Annotated in this window: 15 protein-coding genes and 1 pseudogene; 3 read left to right on the top strand and 13 right to left on the bottom strand. The window is 68.5% G+C overall.

Annotated features, from left to right (window positions below; translation table 11 throughout):
- Positions 1–12: 12 nt before the first annotated feature.
- From FOC84_RS05585 to FOC84_RS05605, 5 genes are all read right to left on the bottom strand, one after another.
- Positions 13–1,668 carry an ABC transporter ATP-binding protein gene (locus tag FOC84_RS05585; protein ID WP_173143546.1) on the bottom strand — a complete coding sequence of 552 codons (1,656 nt, stop codon included), beginning with the start codon at positions 1,666–1,668 and terminating at the stop codon, positions 13–15.
- The gene (locus tag FOC84_RS05590; RefSeq protein WP_173143547.1) at positions 1,668–2,486 is read right to left on the bottom strand and encodes an ABC transporter permease; all 819 of its coding nucleotides are present in this window, start codon (positions 2,484–2,486) and stop codon (positions 1,668–1,670) included. The genes FOC84_RS05585 and FOC84_RS05590 overlap by 1 nt, the downstream gene beginning before the upstream one ends.
- Entirely contained in the window at positions 2,483–3,427 is a 945-nt protein-coding gene (locus tag FOC84_RS05595) for an ABC transporter permease (protein WP_173143548.1), read from the bottom strand. The genes FOC84_RS05590 and FOC84_RS05595 overlap by 4 nt, the downstream gene beginning before the upstream one ends.
- Before the next feature lie 61 nt (positions 3,428–3,488).
- On the bottom strand, positions 3,489–4,358 hold the full coding sequence (locus tag FOC84_RS05600; RefSeq protein WP_173143549.1) for an alpha/beta hydrolase: 870 nt from the start codon (positions 4,356–4,358) through the stop codon (positions 3,489–3,491).
- A 209-nt stretch (positions 4,359–4,567) separates the two neighbouring features.
- The gene (locus FOC84_RS05605) at positions 4,568–5,485 is read right to left on the bottom strand and encodes a DUF808 domain-containing protein (protein ID WP_173143550.1); all 918 of its coding nucleotides are present in this window, start codon (positions 5,483–5,485) and stop codon (positions 4,568–4,570) included.
- A 171-nt stretch (positions 5,486–5,656) separates the two neighbouring features.
- Here FOC84_RS05605 and FOC84_RS05610 point away from each other — a divergent pair, with 171 nt between their 5' ends.
- Positions 5,657–5,965 carry a DUF1272 domain-containing protein gene (locus tag FOC84_RS05610; protein WP_173143551.1) on the top strand — a complete coding sequence of 103 codons (309 nt, stop codon included), beginning with the start codon at positions 5,657–5,659 and terminating at the stop codon, positions 5,963–5,965.
- 25 nt (positions 5,966–5,990) lie between these two features.
- On the opposite strand, the gene ytfE is transcribed toward FOC84_RS05610, so the two are convergent.
- The gene (gene ytfE, locus FOC84_RS05615; RefSeq protein ID WP_173143552.1) at positions 5,991–6,671 is read right to left on the bottom strand and encodes an iron-sulfur cluster repair protein YtfE; all 681 of its coding nucleotides are present in this window, start codon (positions 6,669–6,671) and stop codon (positions 5,991–5,993) included.
- A gap of 152 nt (positions 6,672–6,823) precedes the next feature.
- Between ytfE and norR the strand changes: the two genes are divergently transcribed.
- Positions 6,824–8,353 (top strand): nitric oxide reductase transcriptional regulator NorR, encoded by a 1,530-nt coding sequence (gene norR, locus FOC84_RS05620; RefSeq protein WP_173143553.1) that lies wholly within the window; start codon positions 6,824–6,826, stop codon positions 8,351–8,353.
- Positions 8,354–8,404: 51 nt separating this feature from the next.
- Here the strand turns inward: norR and FOC84_RS05625 are convergent, their stop codons facing one another.
- The 4 genes and pseudogenes from FOC84_RS05625 to FOC84_RS05635 form a co-directional block, all read right to left on the bottom strand.
- The gene (locus FOC84_RS05625) at positions 8,405–9,373 is read right to left on the bottom strand and encodes a tripartite tricarboxylate transporter substrate binding protein (RefSeq protein WP_173143554.1); all 969 of its coding nucleotides are present in this window, start codon (positions 9,371–9,373) and stop codon (positions 8,405–8,407) included.
- Positions 9,374–9,417: 44 nt separating this feature from the next.
- Positions 9,418–10,425: an acrylyl-CoA reductase (NADPH) gene (gene acuI, locus FOC84_RS33350; RefSeq protein ID WP_302053200.1), complete on the bottom strand. Its 1,008-nt coding sequence runs from the start codon at positions 10,423–10,425 to the stop codon at positions 9,418–9,420.
- 108 nt (positions 10,426–10,533) lie between these two features.
- Positions 10,534–11,628 (bottom strand): annotated as a pseudogene (locus FOC84_RS33355) (acyl-CoA dehydrogenase family protein); the annotation flags it as partial.
- Positions 11,625–12,836 carry a CaiB/BaiF CoA transferase family protein gene (locus tag FOC84_RS05635; protein ID WP_173143556.1) on the bottom strand — a complete coding sequence of 404 codons (1,212 nt, stop codon included), beginning with the start codon at positions 12,834–12,836 and terminating at the stop codon, positions 11,625–11,627. The gene FOC84_RS05635 and the pseudogene FOC84_RS33355, both read right to left, overlap by 4 nt.
- Before the next feature lie 156 nt (positions 12,837–12,992).
- On the opposite strand from FOC84_RS05635, the gene gcvA reads away from it, so the two are divergent.
- Positions 12,993–13,904, top strand: coding sequence for a transcriptional regulator GcvA (gene gcvA / locus FOC84_RS05640; protein WP_173143557.1), 912 nt, complete (start codon positions 12,993–12,995; stop codon positions 13,902–13,904).
- On the opposite strand, the gene FOC84_RS05645 is transcribed toward gcvA, so the two are convergent.
- Genes FOC84_RS05645 through FOC84_RS05655 form a run of 3 tightly spaced genes read right to left on the bottom strand, consistent with a single transcriptional unit; the run spans position 13,867 to position 17,994 of the window.
- Positions 13,867–15,231 carry an alpha/beta fold hydrolase gene (locus FOC84_RS05645; RefSeq protein WP_173143558.1) on the bottom strand — a complete coding sequence of 455 codons (1,365 nt, stop codon included), beginning with the start codon at positions 15,229–15,231 and terminating at the stop codon, positions 13,867–13,869. The genes gcvA and FOC84_RS05645 overlap by 38 nt on opposite strands.
- 58 nt (positions 15,232–15,289) lie before the next feature.
- Complete coding sequence (locus FOC84_RS05650) at positions 15,290–15,742, bottom strand: VOC family protein (RefSeq protein ID WP_173143559.1); 453 nt, start codon at positions 15,740–15,742, stop codon at positions 15,290–15,292.
- A gap of 23 nt (positions 15,743–15,765) precedes the next feature.
- Positions 15,766–17,994 (bottom strand): alpha-ketoacid dehydrogenase subunit alpha/beta, encoded by a 2,229-nt coding sequence (locus FOC84_RS05655; protein ID WP_173143560.1) that lies wholly within the window; start codon positions 17,992–17,994, stop codon positions 15,766–15,768.
- Positions 17,995–18,000 lie beyond the last annotated feature (6 nt).

Raw genomic sequence — 18,000 nt, forward strand, 5'->3', positions numbered from 1 at the left:
GATACCCGCCCCTCAGGCGCTGGCCCGCAACGGCTGCTGCCGGTCCAGCCGCCAGCGCAGGCGCACGCCGCCGGTATCGGTGGACTCCAGCGCCGGAATTGCCGACAGCAGGCTGCGGGTGTACTCCTCTTGCGGTTGATCGAAGACGGTGTCGCGCGAGCCCTGTTCGACGATGCCGCCGTCGCGCATCACCACCACGCGGTCGGCCACCTGCTCCACCACGCCCAGATCGTGGCTGATGAACAGGCAGGAAAAGCCATGGCGTTCCTGCAGGTCGGCGAACAGGTCCAACACCTGCGCGCGCACGGTCACGTCCAGCGCGGACACCGGCTCGTCGGCGATGACGAAGGCCGGACGGCGCACGATGGCGCGGGCGATCGCCACGCGCTGGCGCTGCCCGCCCGACATCTCGTGCGGATAGCGTTTGGCGTATTCGGAACCCAGCCCCACTTCGGCCAGCACTTCGTCCACCCGGCGGCGCTTTTCCGCCGCGGGCATGCCGTCCAGCATGCGCAGGCCCTCGCCCACCAGTTGGCCGATGGTCATGCGCGGGTCCAGCGAGGAATACGGATCCTGGAACACCATCTGGCAATTCAGCCGGTAGTCGCGCCAGGAGGCCGACCGGCGGCTCACGGGCTGGCCGCGGAACAGAATCTGGCCGGAGGTCGGCGCCAGCAGTCCGGCAATGGCCCGGCCCAGCGTGGTCTTGCCCGACCCCGAGCCGCCCACCACCGCCACCACCTCGCGCGGCTTGACGTGCAGGTCTATGCCGTTGAGCGCGCGCTTGGCGCCGGTGCGCGAGAACAGCCGTTGATGGCCGGCATAGTCGACCACCAGGTTCTTGACCTCGACGATGGGCGCCTCCTTGCCCAACTGGCGCGCCGGCAGCCGGCGCGGCATGGCGTCCAGCAGCTTGCGCGTGTAGGGATGCTGCGGCCGCTCCAGAATGCTGGCGGTGGCGCCGGTCTCCAGCACCTTGCCGTGCTGCATCACCACCATGCGTTCGGTGTAGCGCGCCACCATCGGCAGGTCGTGGCTGATCATCAGCACCGCCGTGTGGTGTTCGCGCGTGAGGTCCACCATCAGTTCCAGCACGTCGCGCTGCACCACCGCGTCCAGCGCCGTGGTGGGTTCGTCGGCGATCAGCAGCGCGGGTTCCAGCAGCATCACGGACGCCAGCATCATGCGCTGGCGCATGCCGCCGGAGAACTCGTGCGGCCAGGCCTCCATGGCCCCTTTGGGGTCGCGGATGCCGACCCGGCGCAGCATATCCAGGATGCGTTCGCGGCGCGCAGCGGTGGAAAGGTCCTTGCGGTGCAGCCGCAGGCCCTCCTCCAGCTGGCGGCCGATGGGCATGGAAGGATTCAGCGAGGTCATCGGCTCCTGGAACACCATGCCGATGCGCGCTCCGCGCAGCTTGCGCAGCGCGGCGGGCGACGCCTGCGTCACCTCCACGCCTTCGAACTTGATGGAGCCGCCGGCCACCACCAGCGGCGACGGCGTCAGGCCCATGATGGCGCGCGCGGCCTGCGTCTTGCCGCTGCCGGATTCGCCGACGATGCCGACCATCTCGCCGGGCGCCACCTCGAAGGACACCCCGCTGACGATGCCGCGCCCGCCTGGGCCGACGCTCAGCGACAGATTCGATACCGATACCAATGCGCTCATTACACGCCCCTCATGCGGGGATCGAAACGGTCACGCACCGCGTCGCCCAGCAGATTGATCCCCAGCAGCGCGAGCGCGATGGCCAGGCCGGGAAGTATGGATAGATAGGAAGCCTGCGCCATGAACGGCCGGGCGGCGGCCAGCATGTTGCCCCAGGTGGGCGCGGGAGGCGGCACGCCCAGGCCCAGGAAGGACAGCGCGCTTTCCGCCAGGATCACCCAGCCGAACATGGAGGTCGCCAGGACCGTCAGCGGCGCCACGCAATTGGGCAGCACGTGGCGGAACATGGTGTAGAGCTCGGAGTTGCCCAGCACGCGCGAGGATTCGATGAACTCCTTCTCGCGCAGCGACAGCACCGTGCCGCGCACGATGCGCGTCACCGACGGCGTGTAGGCCAGGCCCAGCGCCAGGATGATGCCGTACTTGTTGGCGCCCACTACTGCCAGCAGGCCCAGCGCCAGCAGCAGGCCGGGAAAGGCCAGCAGGGCGTTGTTGAAGGCCATGATGATGCGGTCGGTCCAGCCTCGCACGAAACCCGTGAGCGTGCCGACGATCGTGCCCGCGACGATGGCGAAGCTCACCGTCAGCAGGCTGATCCAGACGCTGCTGGAGGCGCCGGCCAGCAGGCGCGACAGCTCGTCGCGGCCGAATTCGTCCGTGCCCAGCAGGAACTCGCCGCCGGGCGGCTTCAGGCGCGCCACGAAGTTGATCTTGAGCGGGTCATGCGGCGTCCAGAAGGCGCCCATGACGGCCGCCACCAGCATCAGCGCCACGATGGCGCCGCCCAGTAGCGCGTTGGCTGCAATTCGCTTTTTCATTCGGCGGTCACTCTCGGGTCGAAGAGGGGATAGCAAAGGTCGATGAACAGGTTCACGATCACGTAGACCACGCCCACGAACAGCAGGCAGCCCTGGATCACCGGGTAATCGCGGGCGAAGATGGAGTCCACCAGCAGGCGTCCCAGCCCGGGAATGGTGAACACGGTCTCCACCACCGCGATGCCGCCCAGCAGGTTGCCCAGCACCAGGCCGATCAGCGTCCAGGTGGGGCCGAAGGCGTTGCGGAACGCATGGCGCATCAGCACCGCGGATTCCGACAGGCCCTTGGCGCGCGCATGGGTGATGTAGTCCAGCCGCAGCACTTCCAGCGTGCTGGCCCGCGCCATGCGCATCAGCACGCCGATCTCATGCAGGAACAGCGTCAGGATGGGCATGGCCAGGTACAGCAGGCCGGCCTTCCAGTCTTCGCCGATGGAGACATAGCCCACCACCGGCAGCCATTGCAGCTTGAGGCCGAAGAAGATCAGCAGCAGCAGGCCCAGCCAGAAGGTGGGGATCGACACCAGCAGCGTGGCCGTGCCGACCAGCAGCAGGTCGGGCGCCTTGTTCTGCTTCCAGGCGGCGATCATCCCGGCCGGCACCGCCACCAACGCGGCGAACAGCACCGCCACCAGCACCACGCGGCCGCTGATCAGAAAGCGGTCCCACACCAGCGGCAGCACCGGCTGGCCGGTATTGATGGACGAACCCAGATCCCCGTGCAGCATGTTGCCGAACCAGATGCCGAACTGGGTGAGCCAGGTCTGGTCCAGCCCCAGCCGCGCCCGCAGGTCGGCCAGCGCGGCCGGCGTCGCCAAGTCGCCCAGCAGCAGTTGGGCGGGGTCGCCCGGGATGAGCCGGATCATCACGAACACCGCCACCGCCACGATCAGCAGCGTCGGTATGGCCATGACGATACGGGATAGCGCAAAACGCAGCATGCCCCTCTCCTATTCCTAGTCGCGGCCCCGCGGATGCCCGCAAGCGCCGCGTCCGCTGGTCTCAGTTGTCTTCATGCCGCAGCTTGCGCAGGGCGGCGGCCAGGAAGTCCTGCACCTGGCCCACGCACTTCAAACCGTCATGCGGCACGTTTTCCACCACATCCAGCACCGCGTTCACGCCCTGGGCTTCGAACGAGCGGCGCAACGACTCCAGGCGCTCGGGGCGCGTGTTGCCGGCGGAGTTGGCGCCGGGCATGAAGAACTTGCCGCCTTCGCGGTGGGTGATTTCCCAGGTCTCCAGGTCGGCCTTGCCCACGATCATGTGCACCGCCACCTGCTTGAGCGCTTCAATGTCGATGGGTTTGCCGAAACGGGCCTGCGCGTCGCGCACGCCCACCCACCAATCCTGGCTGGGATCCAGCAGCGTGACCGAGCCCGGCGCGCCGATCGACACGGCCCACAGGCTTTCCGGATGCAGGTAGGCGAATCGATTCACGAACTGGCCGCCGCCGGAGTAGCCGAACAATCCGAAGCGCGAAAAATCGCAGCCGAACTTCTCGCCCACCTCCGCCACCATGTCCAGCAGGATCTCGTCATAGCGGATGTCGCCTTCGCGCAATTGCTTGAAGCCGTCGCGGTTGCCGTCGCCCAGCGGGCTGACGGGGAACAGCGGGCACAGCACGATGCAATCGTTCCAGCGGGCGAACTCCGCGAAGGCGTCGCGGTATTCCACAAAGGCGCGGCCGGTGCCGTGCATGATCACCACCAACTGCATCGGATGCCTGGCGCTGTCGATGTGCGGCGGCACAAAGGTGCAATAGGAAAAGCGCGGGTCGGAACGGGCGGCGAAGACGGTACTGTGGCCCAGGTCGTACATGGCCCGCGCGCGGGCGGCGTCGGGCTGGATGGCGGGTGCTGCGTTGGACTGCATGATTTCCTCGTTTCCATGGCCACGGGGGCCGATGGTCTGTGCCGGTGGTCGAAATAATGATCACATAAATTGGCGCCAATTTTAGGCGCACGTATTCCGGCGCAACAAGGCAGGGGATTCCCTAGGGACGTAAAAAAGGAGCGCCGCGGCGCTCCCCCCAGAATGGCGCGGGCGCGCCCCGCGCAGCGAGGGCGGCGCGCGTGCCGGCTTCAGCTTTTCTTGAACAGTCGCTTGATGAGGCTGACCGCCCCCAGCACCACGGCCCCGGCAACAATACCGAACAGGGCGTTGAGCAGCGTGGCCGTCAGCGCCTGCACCACCCCGCCCCCGCCCACCGCGGCCGCGGCCTGCTCGACCGCGGCCTGCACGCGCGGGATACCGTGAGTCAGGATGGCGCCGCCCACCATGAACATGGCGGCGGTGCCGACCACCGATAGCGTCTTCATCAGATAGGGCGCGGCGCCCACGATGCGCCGGCCCAGCCAGGACATCGCCTGAGACGACTTCTGGCTCAGGTAAAGGCCCAAGTCATCCAGTTTGACGATGCCGGCCACCAGGCCGTAGACGCCCACCGTCATCGCGATGGCGATGGCCGACAGCACCAGCACCTGACGGGTGAAATCCGCGCCCGCCACCGCCTCCAGGCTGATGACGATGATTTCCGCCGACAGGATGAAGTCCGTGCGCACCGCGCCTTTGATCTTGTCGCGCTCGAAGGCCACCATGTCCACCGAGCCGTCCTGCAGGGCCTGGGCGCGCGCGGCGTGGTTGCCTTCGTCCGAATCGCCATGCGGCAGGAATTTGTGCGCCAGTTTCTCGACCCCTTCGTAGCAGAGAAAGGCCCCGCCCACCATCAGCAGGGGCGTCACGGCCCAGGGCGCGAACACGCTGATCAGCAGCGCCGCCGGCACCAGGAGCAGCTTGTTGATGAAGGAGCCCTTGGCCACCGCCCAGACGACCGGCAGTTCCCGGTTTACCGGTACGCCTGAGACCTGCTGGGCGTTCAACGCCAGGTCGTCGCCCAGCACCCCGGCCGTTTTCTTGGCCGCGACCTTGGTCATCACGGACACGTCGTCCAATATGGTCGCGATATCGTCGAACAGTGCGAAGAAGCTGCTGCCAGCCATCAAGAATCCCCTGTGCCTCGAAAGGATTTTCGAGTGTACAGGCGGCCACCGCCGGCCAAGCACTGTGCGCCTGGCCGTTTTCACTTCTTTTCTGTCCGTAACCCCGATGGCGCGGCCGGGCATCCCGGCCTACCCTGGCGCCTGGACCCGTCTTCAGACCCAGGAGGCCACATGCTTGCCTTGCGACCCAGCTGCGAACACTGCGATGCGGCGCTGCCGCCAGACTCCACCGCCGCCCGGATATGCAGCTTTGAATGCACCTTCTGCGCCGCTTGCGCCGAGGGGCTGCTGGGCAATGTCTGCCCCAATTGCGGCGGCGGCTTCGCGCCCCGCCCCGTGCGCCCGGCCAGCGACCGCAAGGGCGGGAATTTCCTGGGCAAGTACCCGGCCAGCACCGAGCGCAAGCACCGTCCGGCCGACCTGGCCGCGCATGAGGCCCTGCGGCGCAGCCTGGACGGCATTCCGCCGGAACGCCGCTAGCTGCCGCGGCGCCCGAACGCGGGCACTAGCTGCGCGCGTGCGCGGCGGGGCTGGCCGCGTTCTCGAACAGGATGTTGTTTTCCAGGTGGATGTGCGCCATCAGGTCTTCCTTGAAGGTGCGCAGCCCCAGGTACAGCGCCCGCCACGTGTTGCAGGCGGCGCGCGGTAGCGTGATGTCGTGGGTCAGCGCCAGCAGTCGTTCCAGCGCCACGCCGTGGTCGTCGTGCTCGGCGCGCATGACCATGATGGGCATGCCGGCCATGGCGCCATGGCCGCGGGCCAACATCGGGAACAGCACCTGTTCCTCCTTCTGCATATGACTTTCCAGTTCCTGCTGCATCACGCGCAGGTGATCGGCCAGGCCGGTCGGGCAGTCCGGGCTGTCGGCGTGCACCTGTTCCACCTTCAGCGCCAGGCGGATCAGCTCGGGCAATTGCTGGCGATGCACCTCGTGGTAGCGCGCCAGGATGTGGTCGACCAGTTCGGCCGGCGAGGCCAGCCCCCAATCCGTTTCCTGGGACGGGCTGCGCGCCAGTTCGATCAGGCGCGCCTCGATCTGCGCCGCGTCCAGCGAGCGCTGGGCCGCCGCCTCGGCCAGGCTCTTCTTGCCGCCACAGCAAAAATCCAATTGGTACTCATGAAACACCTGCGTGGCGCCAGGGATGCTGCGGGCCAATTGCCCCAGGGATTGCTCAACCATGCTCATCGCGTCTCTCCATAGTTCGTGACGGGTACAGAAAGCAATGCGAAATCCGTGCCAGGAAAAACTTGCTATTTATCAATGAATTGCAAATTAAAGGGTGAATATCACCCTAGCCGATCGCGGTTCTATCCACCCTGGACGGTAAAATTCACCCCATGCAAAACCTCCTGCTCGCCGATCTGGTCGCCGATCTGCCCCCCGCCGTCCGCCTGCAGCGGCTGGTGTCCAGCCTGCGCACGCACTTCCGCTGCGGCGCGGTGGCGCTGCTGCAACTGGAGGAAGACCATCTGCGCCCCATCGCGGTGGACGGCCTGACCCAGGACGCCCTCGGCCGCCGCTTCGCCGTGCAGCAGCATCCGCGGCTGGCGGCCATCCTGGCGCGGCGCGGCGTCACCTGTTTTCACCACGACAGCACCCTGCCCGATCCCTATGACGGCCTGATCAACGGCATGGCCGGGGAACCGCTGCCAGTGCACGACTGCATGGGCACCAGCCTGCACATCGAGGGCCGCCCCTGGGGCGTGCTGACGCTGGACGCGCTGGAAGTCGGCACTTTCGACGCCGAGGCCCAGTCCGACCTGCGCGACTACATCGTGCTGCTGGAAGCCGCCTTGCGCACCACGCGCCTGGAAGCGGAAATCCGCGCGCTGCGCGTGGCGCGCGGCGCCGAACCGGCCGACAGCGCCGTCGCCGACAACAACGAAATCCTGGGACAAAGCGAAGCCATCGGCCGCCTGCTGCACGAGATCCAGGTGGTGGCGGACTCGGAGCTGCCCATCCTGCTGCTGGGCGAAACCGGCGTGGGCAAGGAACTGTTCGCGCATCGGGTGCACCGGCTCTCGCGCCGCCGCGACAAGCCGCTGGTGCACGTAAACTGCGCCGCCCTGCCCGAATCGCTGGCCGAAAGCGAATTGTTCGGCCACGCCAAGGGCGCCTTCTCGGGCGCCGTGGCCGACCGCCCCGGCCGCTTCGAGGCCGCCAACGGCGGCACGCTGTTCCTGGACGAGGTGGGCGAACTGCCGCTGCTGGTGCAGGCCAAGCTGCTGCGCACCCTGCAGAACGGCGAAATCCAGCGCCTGGGCGACGACCGCCCGCGCCGCGTCGACGTGCGCATCCTGGCCGCCACCAACCGCAGCCTGCGCGATCTGGTGCGCGCGGGCGATTTCCGCGCCGACCTCTATCACCGCCTGTCGGTCTACCCCATCCCCATTCCGCCGCTGCGCGACCGCGGCAACGACGTGCTGCTACTGGCCGGCCGCTACCTGGAACTGAACCGCGCGCGGCTGGGCCTGCGCAGCCTCCGGCTGTCGCCCGAGGCCGAGGACATGCTGCGCCGCTACCGCTGGCCCGGCAATGTGCGCGAACTGGAGCACGTCATCAGCCGCGCCGCGATCAAGGCCGTCAGCCACGGCGCCACGCGCAACGAAATCGTGACGCTCGGCGCCAAGCTGCTGGACCTGTCCGACGGCGACATGCCCGTGGCCTCCCCGCAGGACGACACCGACGAGCCCGCGGCCGCCGGCCCGGACCAGACGCTGCGCGTAGCGGTGGACGCCTGCCAGCGCCAGGCCATCCGCCGGGCGCTGCAAACGCATCAAGGCAACTGGGCCCATGCCGCGCGCGCGCTGGGCGTGGACGCCAGCAATCTGCACAAGCTGGCGCGACGCATCGGGCTCAAGAGCTGAGGCGCCGCGCGGGCGGTCGGCAGCCCCCGCGGTCCCGCCCATGCCAGGCCGCTATTCGATCTTGATGCCGGTGTCCTGTATCAGCTTGCCCCAACGCTGCGATTCGGCCTGCACGCGCTGTTGAAACTCCTCCGGCGTGCTGGACACGATGTTGAAGCCGCCCTGCTCCATGCTGTCTTTGACCTGCGGGGTCGCCAGCGTATCGCGCAGCGCCTGCTGCACACGCTTGCGCACCTCCGGCGGCAAGCCCGCCGGCGCCAGCATGCCGACCCAGGAATAGGCCTCGAAACCGGGCACCTGCGTGGCGATGGGCGGCACATCCGGCAGCGCGGGCGCGGGCTGCGCCGAGCCGATGGCCAGCGCGTTCAGGCGCCCGCCCTGCACGAAACCGACGATGGTCGGCAGGCTGGCGATCACCACGTCCACTTCGCCGCCCAGGACTGCGTTGAACATCGGCCCGCCCCCGCGGTAAGGCACGTGCGTCACCTTGATGTCCGTGCGCGCCGCCAGGGCGGCCAGGTTCAGGTGATTGGAGCCGCCCACGCCAGATGAGCCGTAGTTCACCTGTCCCGGATGCGCGCGCGCATAGTCCAGGAACTGCTGCAAGGTGGTGATGCCGGTCTTCTTGGCCGTCAACAGCACGGCGGGCATGGTGCCGATCAGGCTGATGTAGTCGAAGGACTTGATCGTGTCGTACGACAGGTTCTTGTACAGCGAGCCGTTGACCGCGTGCGAGTCGAAAGCCAGCATCAGCGTGTAGCCATCGGCTGGCGCGCGCGCCAGTTCGGCGGTGCCGATGGTGCCGGACGCGCCGCCCTTGTTGTCCACCACCACGGTCTGGCCCAGCTTCTGCGACAACACTGGCGCGATATTGCGCGCCACGTAGTCCACCGAACCGCCAGGCGGGAACGGCACGATCAGCCGCACCGGCCTGTCCGGATATCCCTGCCCCCATGCCGCGCCGGCGGCGGCGCAAAGCGCCGCCGCAGCGATGACGGAACGCCATCGTTGCTTCATCATGCCCAGTCTCCTTTGGTGGTGTGCGGGCCGCTATGCTGCGGCCCTTATCGATTCACATCGACGACGATGCGGCCGCGTATCCTGCCCTCCAGCAACGGCGCGGCGGCGGCCGCGATTTCGGACAGGCCCAGCTCCTGCGTGTTGGCCTCCAGCATGCCGCGCGGCAATTCATCGGCCAACCTGCGCCAAGCCTCCGCGCGCAGCGCCATGGGCGCATACACGCTGTCCACGCCGATCAGCGTCACGCCGCGCAGGATGAACGGGGCCACCGTGGCCGGCAGATCCATGCCCTGGGCGAGTCCGCAAGCCGCCACGGGCGCGCCGTACCGCATGCCGGCCAGCACGTTGGCCAGCGTGTGGCTGCCGACGCAATCGACCGCCGCGGCCCAAGCCTCTTTCTGCAGCGGCTTGCCCGGCGCCGACAACGCGGCGCGGTCCAGGATGCCGCTGGCGCCCAAGCCCCGCAGGTAGTCCGCTTCCTGCGGACGTCCGGTGCTCGCCGTGACGGTGTATCCCTTGCCCGCCAACAGCGCGATGGCGACCGTGCCGACGCCGCCATTGGCGCCAGTCACCAGCACCGGCCCGCCCTCGGGCGTGGCGTGGTGGCGTTCCAGCGCCATCACGCACAACATGGCCGTGTAGCCGGCCGTGCCGATGGCCATGGCCTGACGGGCGTCCAGGCCCGCCGGCAAGGGCAGCAGCCAGTCGGCAGGCACGCGCGCGGCTTGCGCCAATCCGCCCCAACGCGTCTCGCCCAGGCCCCAACCATTGAGCAGCACCGCGTCACCCGGCTTGAAGCGCGGATCGGCGCTGCGGCGCACGGTGCCGGCAAAATCGATGCCCGGCACCATGGGAAAACTGCGCACCACCGGCGACTTGCCGGTGATCGCCAGGGCGTCCTTGTAGTTCAGCGACGAATACGCCACCTCCACCAGCACCTCGCCCTCGGGCAGCTCGTCTTTCGCGACCTGCGCCAGGCGCGCCTGCGTGCCGCCGTCCTCGCCTCGCGTCAGCTTCAAGGCCTGATACGGCATTGCTTCCTCCCTGTGCATCGTTGTGCCGGCGGCCGTGGCTGGCGCCGCCCCCGCGAACCGCAAGGCCAGGCCGGCCGCGATACGCTCATTCATCATTTCGGTGGTGCCATCCGCAAAGCACAAGGCCTTGGCCGCCAGCAGCCGCCGCCCCATGCCTTGCGCCGGCAGCAATCCTCCCGCGCCCAGGGCCTGGATGCAGGCAGAGACGGCGTCCAGGCATTCCTCTCCGGCGTACTTCTTGGCCATGGCCGCGGCCGGCACCGCCTCGTCCGAGCCGGCATCGATCAGGCCCGCGGCGCGGTCCGTCAACATGCGCAGGATCTGCAGCCGCATCGACACGTCCGCCAGCGACCAGCGCAAACCCTGCTGTTCCATGATGGGACGGCCGAAAGCCTGGCGCGTCGACGCGTGGCGCACCGCCAGCCTCAGCGCGCTGTCCAGCAGGCCCGCCGCCATCGCCGCGATGTGCGTGCGCGCCTTGTTCACGCCGGCCAGCGCCATTTGGAAGCCCTGGCCCGGCGCATACAGCATGTCGCTGTCCTCGGCCCGATAGCCCTCCAGGCGGATGCCGGCGATACCGGCCGCGCCCAGCCCTTCCAGCGCCGCGCCCGTCAGACGCAGGCATTGCGGCGCGCGCAGGTCGACGATGAAACAGGCGATGCCGGCCGGCCCGCGCGCCGGATCGGTCTGCGCGAACACCAGCGCCAGTTCGCCGCCCGCGGCATTGGCCACCCAGGCCTTTTCACCGTCCAGGATCCACGCCCCGCCATCCTGCCGCCGCGCCCGCGTGACGATGGCGGCGAAATCGCTGCCCGCGCGCGGCTCCGACATGGCGGTGCCGCCGATCAGATCGCCCGCCAGCAGTCCTGGCAGGTAGCGCTGGCGGGCCGTGGCGCTGCCATGTTCGGCAATGCGCAAGGCCACGTTGTGCTGATTGATGAACGCGAAGGCGTAGGCGAAATCCGTCGCCGCCAGCGTCTCCGCCGCCCGGGCCCGCATGCGGAAGGACAGCCCCAGCCCGCCGTCGCGCGCCGGGATCTCGATGCCGCCATATCCCCGCCGGCATGCATCGCGGATCTGGGCGCCGGCCCAATCCTGCGCGCCGCTGCCGGCCGCGGCCAGCGGCGCCACCGCCTCCTGCGCGAACGACGCCAGGCCGCGCAACAGCGCGCGCTCGTTGTCGCTCAGGTCCGCGTCGCGATCGTCCGGTGCGGCGCTCATTGCAATACTCCCGCCGTCGCGGCGCCAGTACGGATCACGCCCGCCGCCTGCAAGGCGGCCAGGCTGGCGTCGTCATAGCCCGCCATGGCGCGCAACAGCGCCTCCGTGTCCTGCCCCAATGCCGGCGGATAATCCAGCCGCGGCTGGCCCGCGAACTTGAAGGGGTTGCCCAGCATGCGCACAGGCTCGCCGCCTTGCGGTCTGGCCACCTCTTCCACCATGCCGCGCGATGCCGCCAGCGGATGCGCCAGCGCCTCGTCCACGCCCAGGACCAGCGCGGCGGGCACGCGCCGCGCCTCGAAGATCTCCAGCCATTCCTGCGCGCTGCGCGCGCCGATGGCGCCAGACAAGGCCGCGGTCAGCGCATCGACATTCGCCACGCGCGCCGCGGGCGTGGCGTAGCGGGCATCCGTGGCCAGCTCCGGCTGCCCGATCGCGGCGCACAAGGCCTGCCAGAACGCATCGCCAGTGGGCGCCAACGCGACCCAGCGCCCATCCGACGTGCGGTAGATGTCACTGGGCGCGATCATCCCGTGGCGCGCCCCGCTGGCGCGCGGCACGGGGCCGCCCTGCAGATAACCCTGGGCCTGCCAGGTCAGCATGGCCATCTGCGCATCGAACAGCGACACCTGCACTTGTTCCCCCACGCCGCTGGCCTGCGCCTGCACCAGCGCGGCGGCGACCCCCAGCGCAAGGTACAGCCCGCCCGCCAGATCCGCCACCTGGTAGCCCACGCGCACCGGCTTGCCGCCGGCCTCCCCCGTGATGCTCATCAAGCCGGACATGGCCTGCAGCATCAGGTCGAACGCCGGCGCGCCCGCATAGGGGCCGCGGTCGTCCAGCCCGATCAGTTGGCCGACCACGATGCGCGGATTGATGGCGGCCAGCGTGTCGTGATCCAGCCCCAGCCGCGCCGGCACGTCCGAGGCAAAGCCATAGATCACCGCGTCCGCCTCGCGCACCAGATCCTGGAACGCCTGGCGGCCCAATGGATGCTTCAGGTCCAGCGCCACGCTGCGCTTGCCCCGGTTCACCGACAGGAAGAACGGCGAATCCTGCACCTCGGACACGGGAGGCACCGAACGCGCGTAGTCGCCGCCCACTGGCTCCACCTTGATGACCTCGGCGCCCAACTGCGCCAGCAGTTGGCCGGCGAACGGCCCGCCCAGCACCCACGTGAGATCCAGAATGACCTTGCCCTGCAGCATGCCTGCTCCCTTTCCGGTGAGTTAAATTCACAGCGTGTTCCGGCACGGCATCCGCCGCCCCGATTTCCCGGTATGCAACCCTGCGACGTATTCCAGCACGGGGCGGACGCCGGGACCAGGCATCATTTCTAGCGACTGTTGTGAGGTAATTTCACAATGAAACCCAGACTACCGCCGCTGACGTCCATTCGCGCCTTCGAAGCGGCGGGCCGTCAGCTGAGCTTCACCCAGGCCGCGGACGAGCTGTCCGTCACGCATGGCGCCGTCAGCCATCAGATCAAGGCGCTGGAAGACTGGTTGGGCGTGAAGCTGTTCCGCCGCCTGGGCAAGAAAATCGAATTGACGGACCAGGGCCGGCTCTATCTGGACACCATCAGCCCGGCGCTGGACGCCATCGCCTCGGCCTCGCGCAGCCTGCGCTCGCGCGAGGTGCTGCGGGTCAATGCCCTGCCCACCTTCACCATGCGCTGGCTGTTTCCCCGGCTGGCGCGGTTCCGCGAGCAGTACCCCGAGGTGGAAGTGGAGATCTCCACCGGACTGGAGCCCTTCAGCCGCCTGCCCGCGAATCTGGACGTGGTGATCCGGCGCGAGGCCGAGCCCACGCCTGGCCTCTACAAGCGCCGCGTGCTGAACGAGAGCTTCTTTCCCGTATGTGCGCCCGGCCTGCTGCAGCGGCTGCCACTGGAACGCATCACCGACCTGTCACGCCACACCTTCCTGCACTGCCGCGCGCGGCGCAGCGCCTGGAACGACTGGCTGGCCAGCGTGCAGCACAGCCGGGTCGTGCCGGCCGAATCGCTGGAGCTCGAACACCTGTACTTCGCCTTGCAGGCCGCGCTCGACGGCCTGGGCATGACCATAGGCTATTCATCGCTGGTGGCCAGCGACATCGAGGACGGCCGGCTGCTGGCGCCGTTCGGACCGCTGACGGTGCAGTCGCCGGGCTATTTCCTCATCATCCGCGAAGAGCGCCGCCACGACCGCTTGCTGAAGACCTTCTGCGACTGGCTGATGGGGGAAGGCGAGCGCTTCAACAAGCATATGGAGACGCTGGTGCCGGGCGGCTGAAAGCCTCCAGCACGATATCCGCCACCAGCTTGCCGGCCTCCCATTGCGGCATGTGGCCGGCATCCGGCAACAGGTGCAGCGCGGTCCTGGCCGGCGCGTTCAATGCGTGGCGCCATGGGATGACGGCGTCGCGCCGGCCATGGATCAGCGTGCAGCGGCATTGCAGGCTGGCCAGGTCCGCCGCGATGCTCAGTTGCTGCACGCCGTTCCAGCCCACCTCCCGGCAGAGTTCGATCAGGGGCTCGCGCCGCGCCTGCGTGGCCTGGCGCAGGGCGTCGATGAAGTTTCCCGACGGCGTCATGCCGGAGACCGTGAGTTTCTGCAGCTCGCGCTGCGCCGCTTCATTGGTGCCGGCATGCGTCATGCCCGTCAGAAAGCCCTGGTCGATTTCGGTGCCCAGCCCGACCGGCGCGATCAGGATCAGGCTGTCCACGGCCATGCCGGGGCGGGACGCCACCCGGGCCGCCACCGCCGCGCCAAAAGAATGGCCGATCAGGTTCACGGGGCCGAGGCACTGGGACGCCACCGTGTCGGCCACGGCATCGACGATATGCTCGAAGCGCGTGGCCTGCGAACGCGTGGCGCCATGGCAAGGCAGATCCATCGCCAGCACACGCAGTCCGGCGCGGCTGAGCGCATGCGCCAGGCTGGCCCAGGCGTCGCGGTCGCCGAACATGCCGTGGATGAGCACCGCCGTCTGGCTGTCCGGACGGCTCCCTTCCCACACCGTGAACCGAACCTCGCCGTGGCGGGTAATCGCCCAGGCCTCGCGCTTTTCTCCTGGCGCGCCGCGGGCCTGCATGTTGTCCCGTCCGCTGGCGCTTCCCTGGCCGACATCCGCCACGGTCACGCGGCCGTTGGGCCCGGTCCCCGCAACGACATCCAGCGCGATGCCGCGCTCGGCCGCGACGCGGCGGGCGGCGGGGGTGGCGAACTTGCGCTCTGCTGAAGGCTGCACCAGAGGATGCGCCAACGACGGCGACGCCGCCGGCGTCCGCGCGGCAGCCGGCGCGGCGGCGGCAGGCGTTGCTGCAGCGGGCTGCGCCGCCCCGCCGGCCGCACTCGCCGCCGGTGCGACCTCGCCTTCCATCCGCACTCGTGCGATCACCGTATCCGCGTTCACGATGCCGTCCACGGCGACCAGATGTTCCACCATGATCCCGTCGTCGTGCGCGGGCACCTCGATGATGGACTTGTCCGTTTCAATCTCGACCAGCACGTCGCCCGTCTTGAAGGCCTGGCCAGGCGCCACGATCCAGGCGACCAGGCGGGCAGCGTCCAGGGCCTCGCCTGTCGGCGGGACGACCATATCCAGCGTTCTCGTCATGCTTGTTCCTTCGAAGATCGATGCGCGCCCCGGCCAGCGGAGTTGCGCCAGCGCGGCGTCAGGCCGCCGGATTCATGAACTGGATGAACTCCGTGATGGCGCCTTCAGGCTCCATCAGATAGAACACCTTGGTGCGCCCTTGCCGCATGACCCGCGGCGAGGACACGCTTTCGTAGCCGGCGCGCGAGGCCTGCTCGTACACGGCATCGACGTCCTCCACCTCGAAGGCCATGTGGCTGTATCCGAAATCGCATTGGCGGCGCGGCTGCCTGTCGCCGTCCGGCGTGTAGTACTTGAACAATTCCACCCGGTGCCCGCCATGGCGCAACATGGCCCAGCGTATGGTCGCGCCCGGCAGGCCGACCACTTCGCCCAGCGCAGGCTCGCTGCGATGATCCATCTCGCCTTCCAGCTCGAAGCCGAGAAAGCCGGTGTAGAAGTTCCGCGCGCGTTCGAAATCGTTGACGCAGACGGCCGTGTGATGCGTGGCCAGAAGTTTGTCTTTGAGCATTTTTCTCTCCAATGGCGTCCGGTTCAGCGCGCGCCGCCGCGGCGGCTGTCCATGGATTTCAGGGCCGTCTCCACGGCCTGCGCGTCCGCCAGCGCGGCGCGCTCCAGCACCTTGGAGACCACGGGCGAGGAATTGGCGCCCGTGACGTGCACGATCTCGTGGTCCAGCCAGTCGAACAGCCGCGACTGCGCCTCGCTTGCCACCCGCGCGCCGATCGAGGTGCCGCGCGTGGTCTGCTCCACGATCATCAGCGCCTGCGTGCGCTTGACGCCGGCCGCGATGGTGTCCCAATCGATGCCCAGCGGATCCAGCGTGCGCAGGTCTATCACCTGGGCATCGATGCCCGTGCGCTCCGCCGCCTGGCAGCAGACCTCGACCATGACGCCGTAGGTCAGGATGGTGCAGCGCGCACCCTCGCGCGCCACCCGGGCCCGGCCGATGGGCACGATGTAATCCCAGTCCTCGGCCGGCACCTTGTCCACCTTCTTGAACAGGTCGTTGTATTCCACCATCAGGACCGGATCGTCGCAGCGCAGCGCGGCGTTGAGCAGGCCGATGTAGTCGTAGGGACGCGATGGCGCCAGGATGCGCCACCCGGGATACTGGGCAAACAGGCCGCTGGCGTCCATGGAATGCTGCGAGCCATAGCCGGTTCCCGCCGTGACCCGGCTGCGCACCAGCACCGGCACCGCGAATTTGCCGCCGAACATGTGGCGTACCTTGGCGATCTGGTTGAACAGCTGATCCGCCGCCACCAGCGCGAAGTCGGGGTACATGATTTCCACCACGGGCCGCATGCCGTTCAACGCCGCGCCCAGCGCCAGGCCGGTGAAGCCGTTCTCGCAGATGGGCGTGCCGATGAGGCGTTCCGGAAAATGGTCGCCTATGTCCTTGGTGGCGCCGGCCGTGCCGCCCTTCAGGCGATGCACGTCCTCGCCCAGGATGAAGATGCCGTCGTCGCGCTGCATGTTCAGCAGCATGGCGCGCGAGATCACGTCCTGGAACTTGGCGTCCGCCAGGCTCGCTGGTTTCTGCTCCTCGAGCTCGATGGCACGCTGGCCGGCCAGTTCGCCCAGGTTGCCGCGTATCCCGCTGTCCACGCTGGCCGGGTCCGGCCACAGATCGGGCCGGATGCGCTGCGCCGCCTCGTCGCCGTAGTGCTCCAGCAGCCGGTCCAGCGCGCCGTCTATCAGTTCATCGGCGCGGCGCTCCAGGAGGGCAATGCCGGCATCGTCGATCAGGCCCAGCGATTTCAGCTGCGCGGGAAACGTCGACATGGGATCGCGCGCGCCCCAGGCTTCTTCCTCGTCCTTGTCACGGTAGCGGAAGGCGCTGCCCTTCAGGGCGCCCGATTGATGCAGGTAGCGGTACGTCTGCGCTTCCAGCAGCACCGGTCCGCCTTCACGGCGGATGATGGCGCGGGCCTCCTGCATGGCCAGGCGCGCCGCCACCACGTCCATGCCGTCGAACTCGATGGCCGGCACGCCCAGGGACAGGCCGCGTGCCGACAAGCGGGTTTCGCGGGTCTGCTCCGACACATGGGTGGACACCGCGTACAGGTTGTTTTCCACGAAGAATATGGTGGGCGTGTTGTAGAGCGCCGCCAGGTTCATGGCCTCGTAGGCCGCCCCGCTCTGCATGGCGCCGTCGCCGAAGAAAGCCACCGACACGTGGTCGCGCCCGCGCAGCTTGTCGGCGAAGGCGTAACCCACCGCATGCGACGGGTTGCCGCCCACGATGGCGTTGGAGCCGTAGATGCCGGCCTCGGGATAGCGCAGATGCATGGAACCGCCGCGGCCACCGCAATAGCCCGGCGTCAGGCCCAGGATCTCGGCATAAGTCCGGTAGACCACGTCGCGGTGCGAGTCCAGCGTTTCCGAGTCCAACGGCGAATAGTCCGCCGGCGTGGCGTGGTTCAGCGCCTTGGCAAGAAACTGGTGGTGCATGCGGTGGGTGCCGTTGATCTTGTCGGCCGACTCCAGCGCCGACATGGCGCCCACGGCGGCGCCGTCCTGGCCGATGCTGGAATGCGCCGGACCATGCAGGATGCCCGCCACGCTCAGCTTCAGCAGCTTCTCCTCGAAGCGCCGGATCAGTATCAACTGCTCCAGCATGCGGACCATCTCGCGCGGCGCGATGGCGCCCGCATCCGCGGCGGTGGCGGTAAGCCGCCACCAAGGCGTGTCGGTATGCAGGGCGGCGAGCCGCGAGGGTTTCGCGGCAGGCGCCGCGCCTTCATTGATGTGCTTCATCTACGC

This window comes from Achromobacter pestifer, assembly GCF_013267355.1.
GTDB classification, from domain to species: Bacteria; Pseudomonadota; Gammaproteobacteria; order Burkholderiales; family Burkholderiaceae_B; genus Achromobacter; species Achromobacter pestifer_A.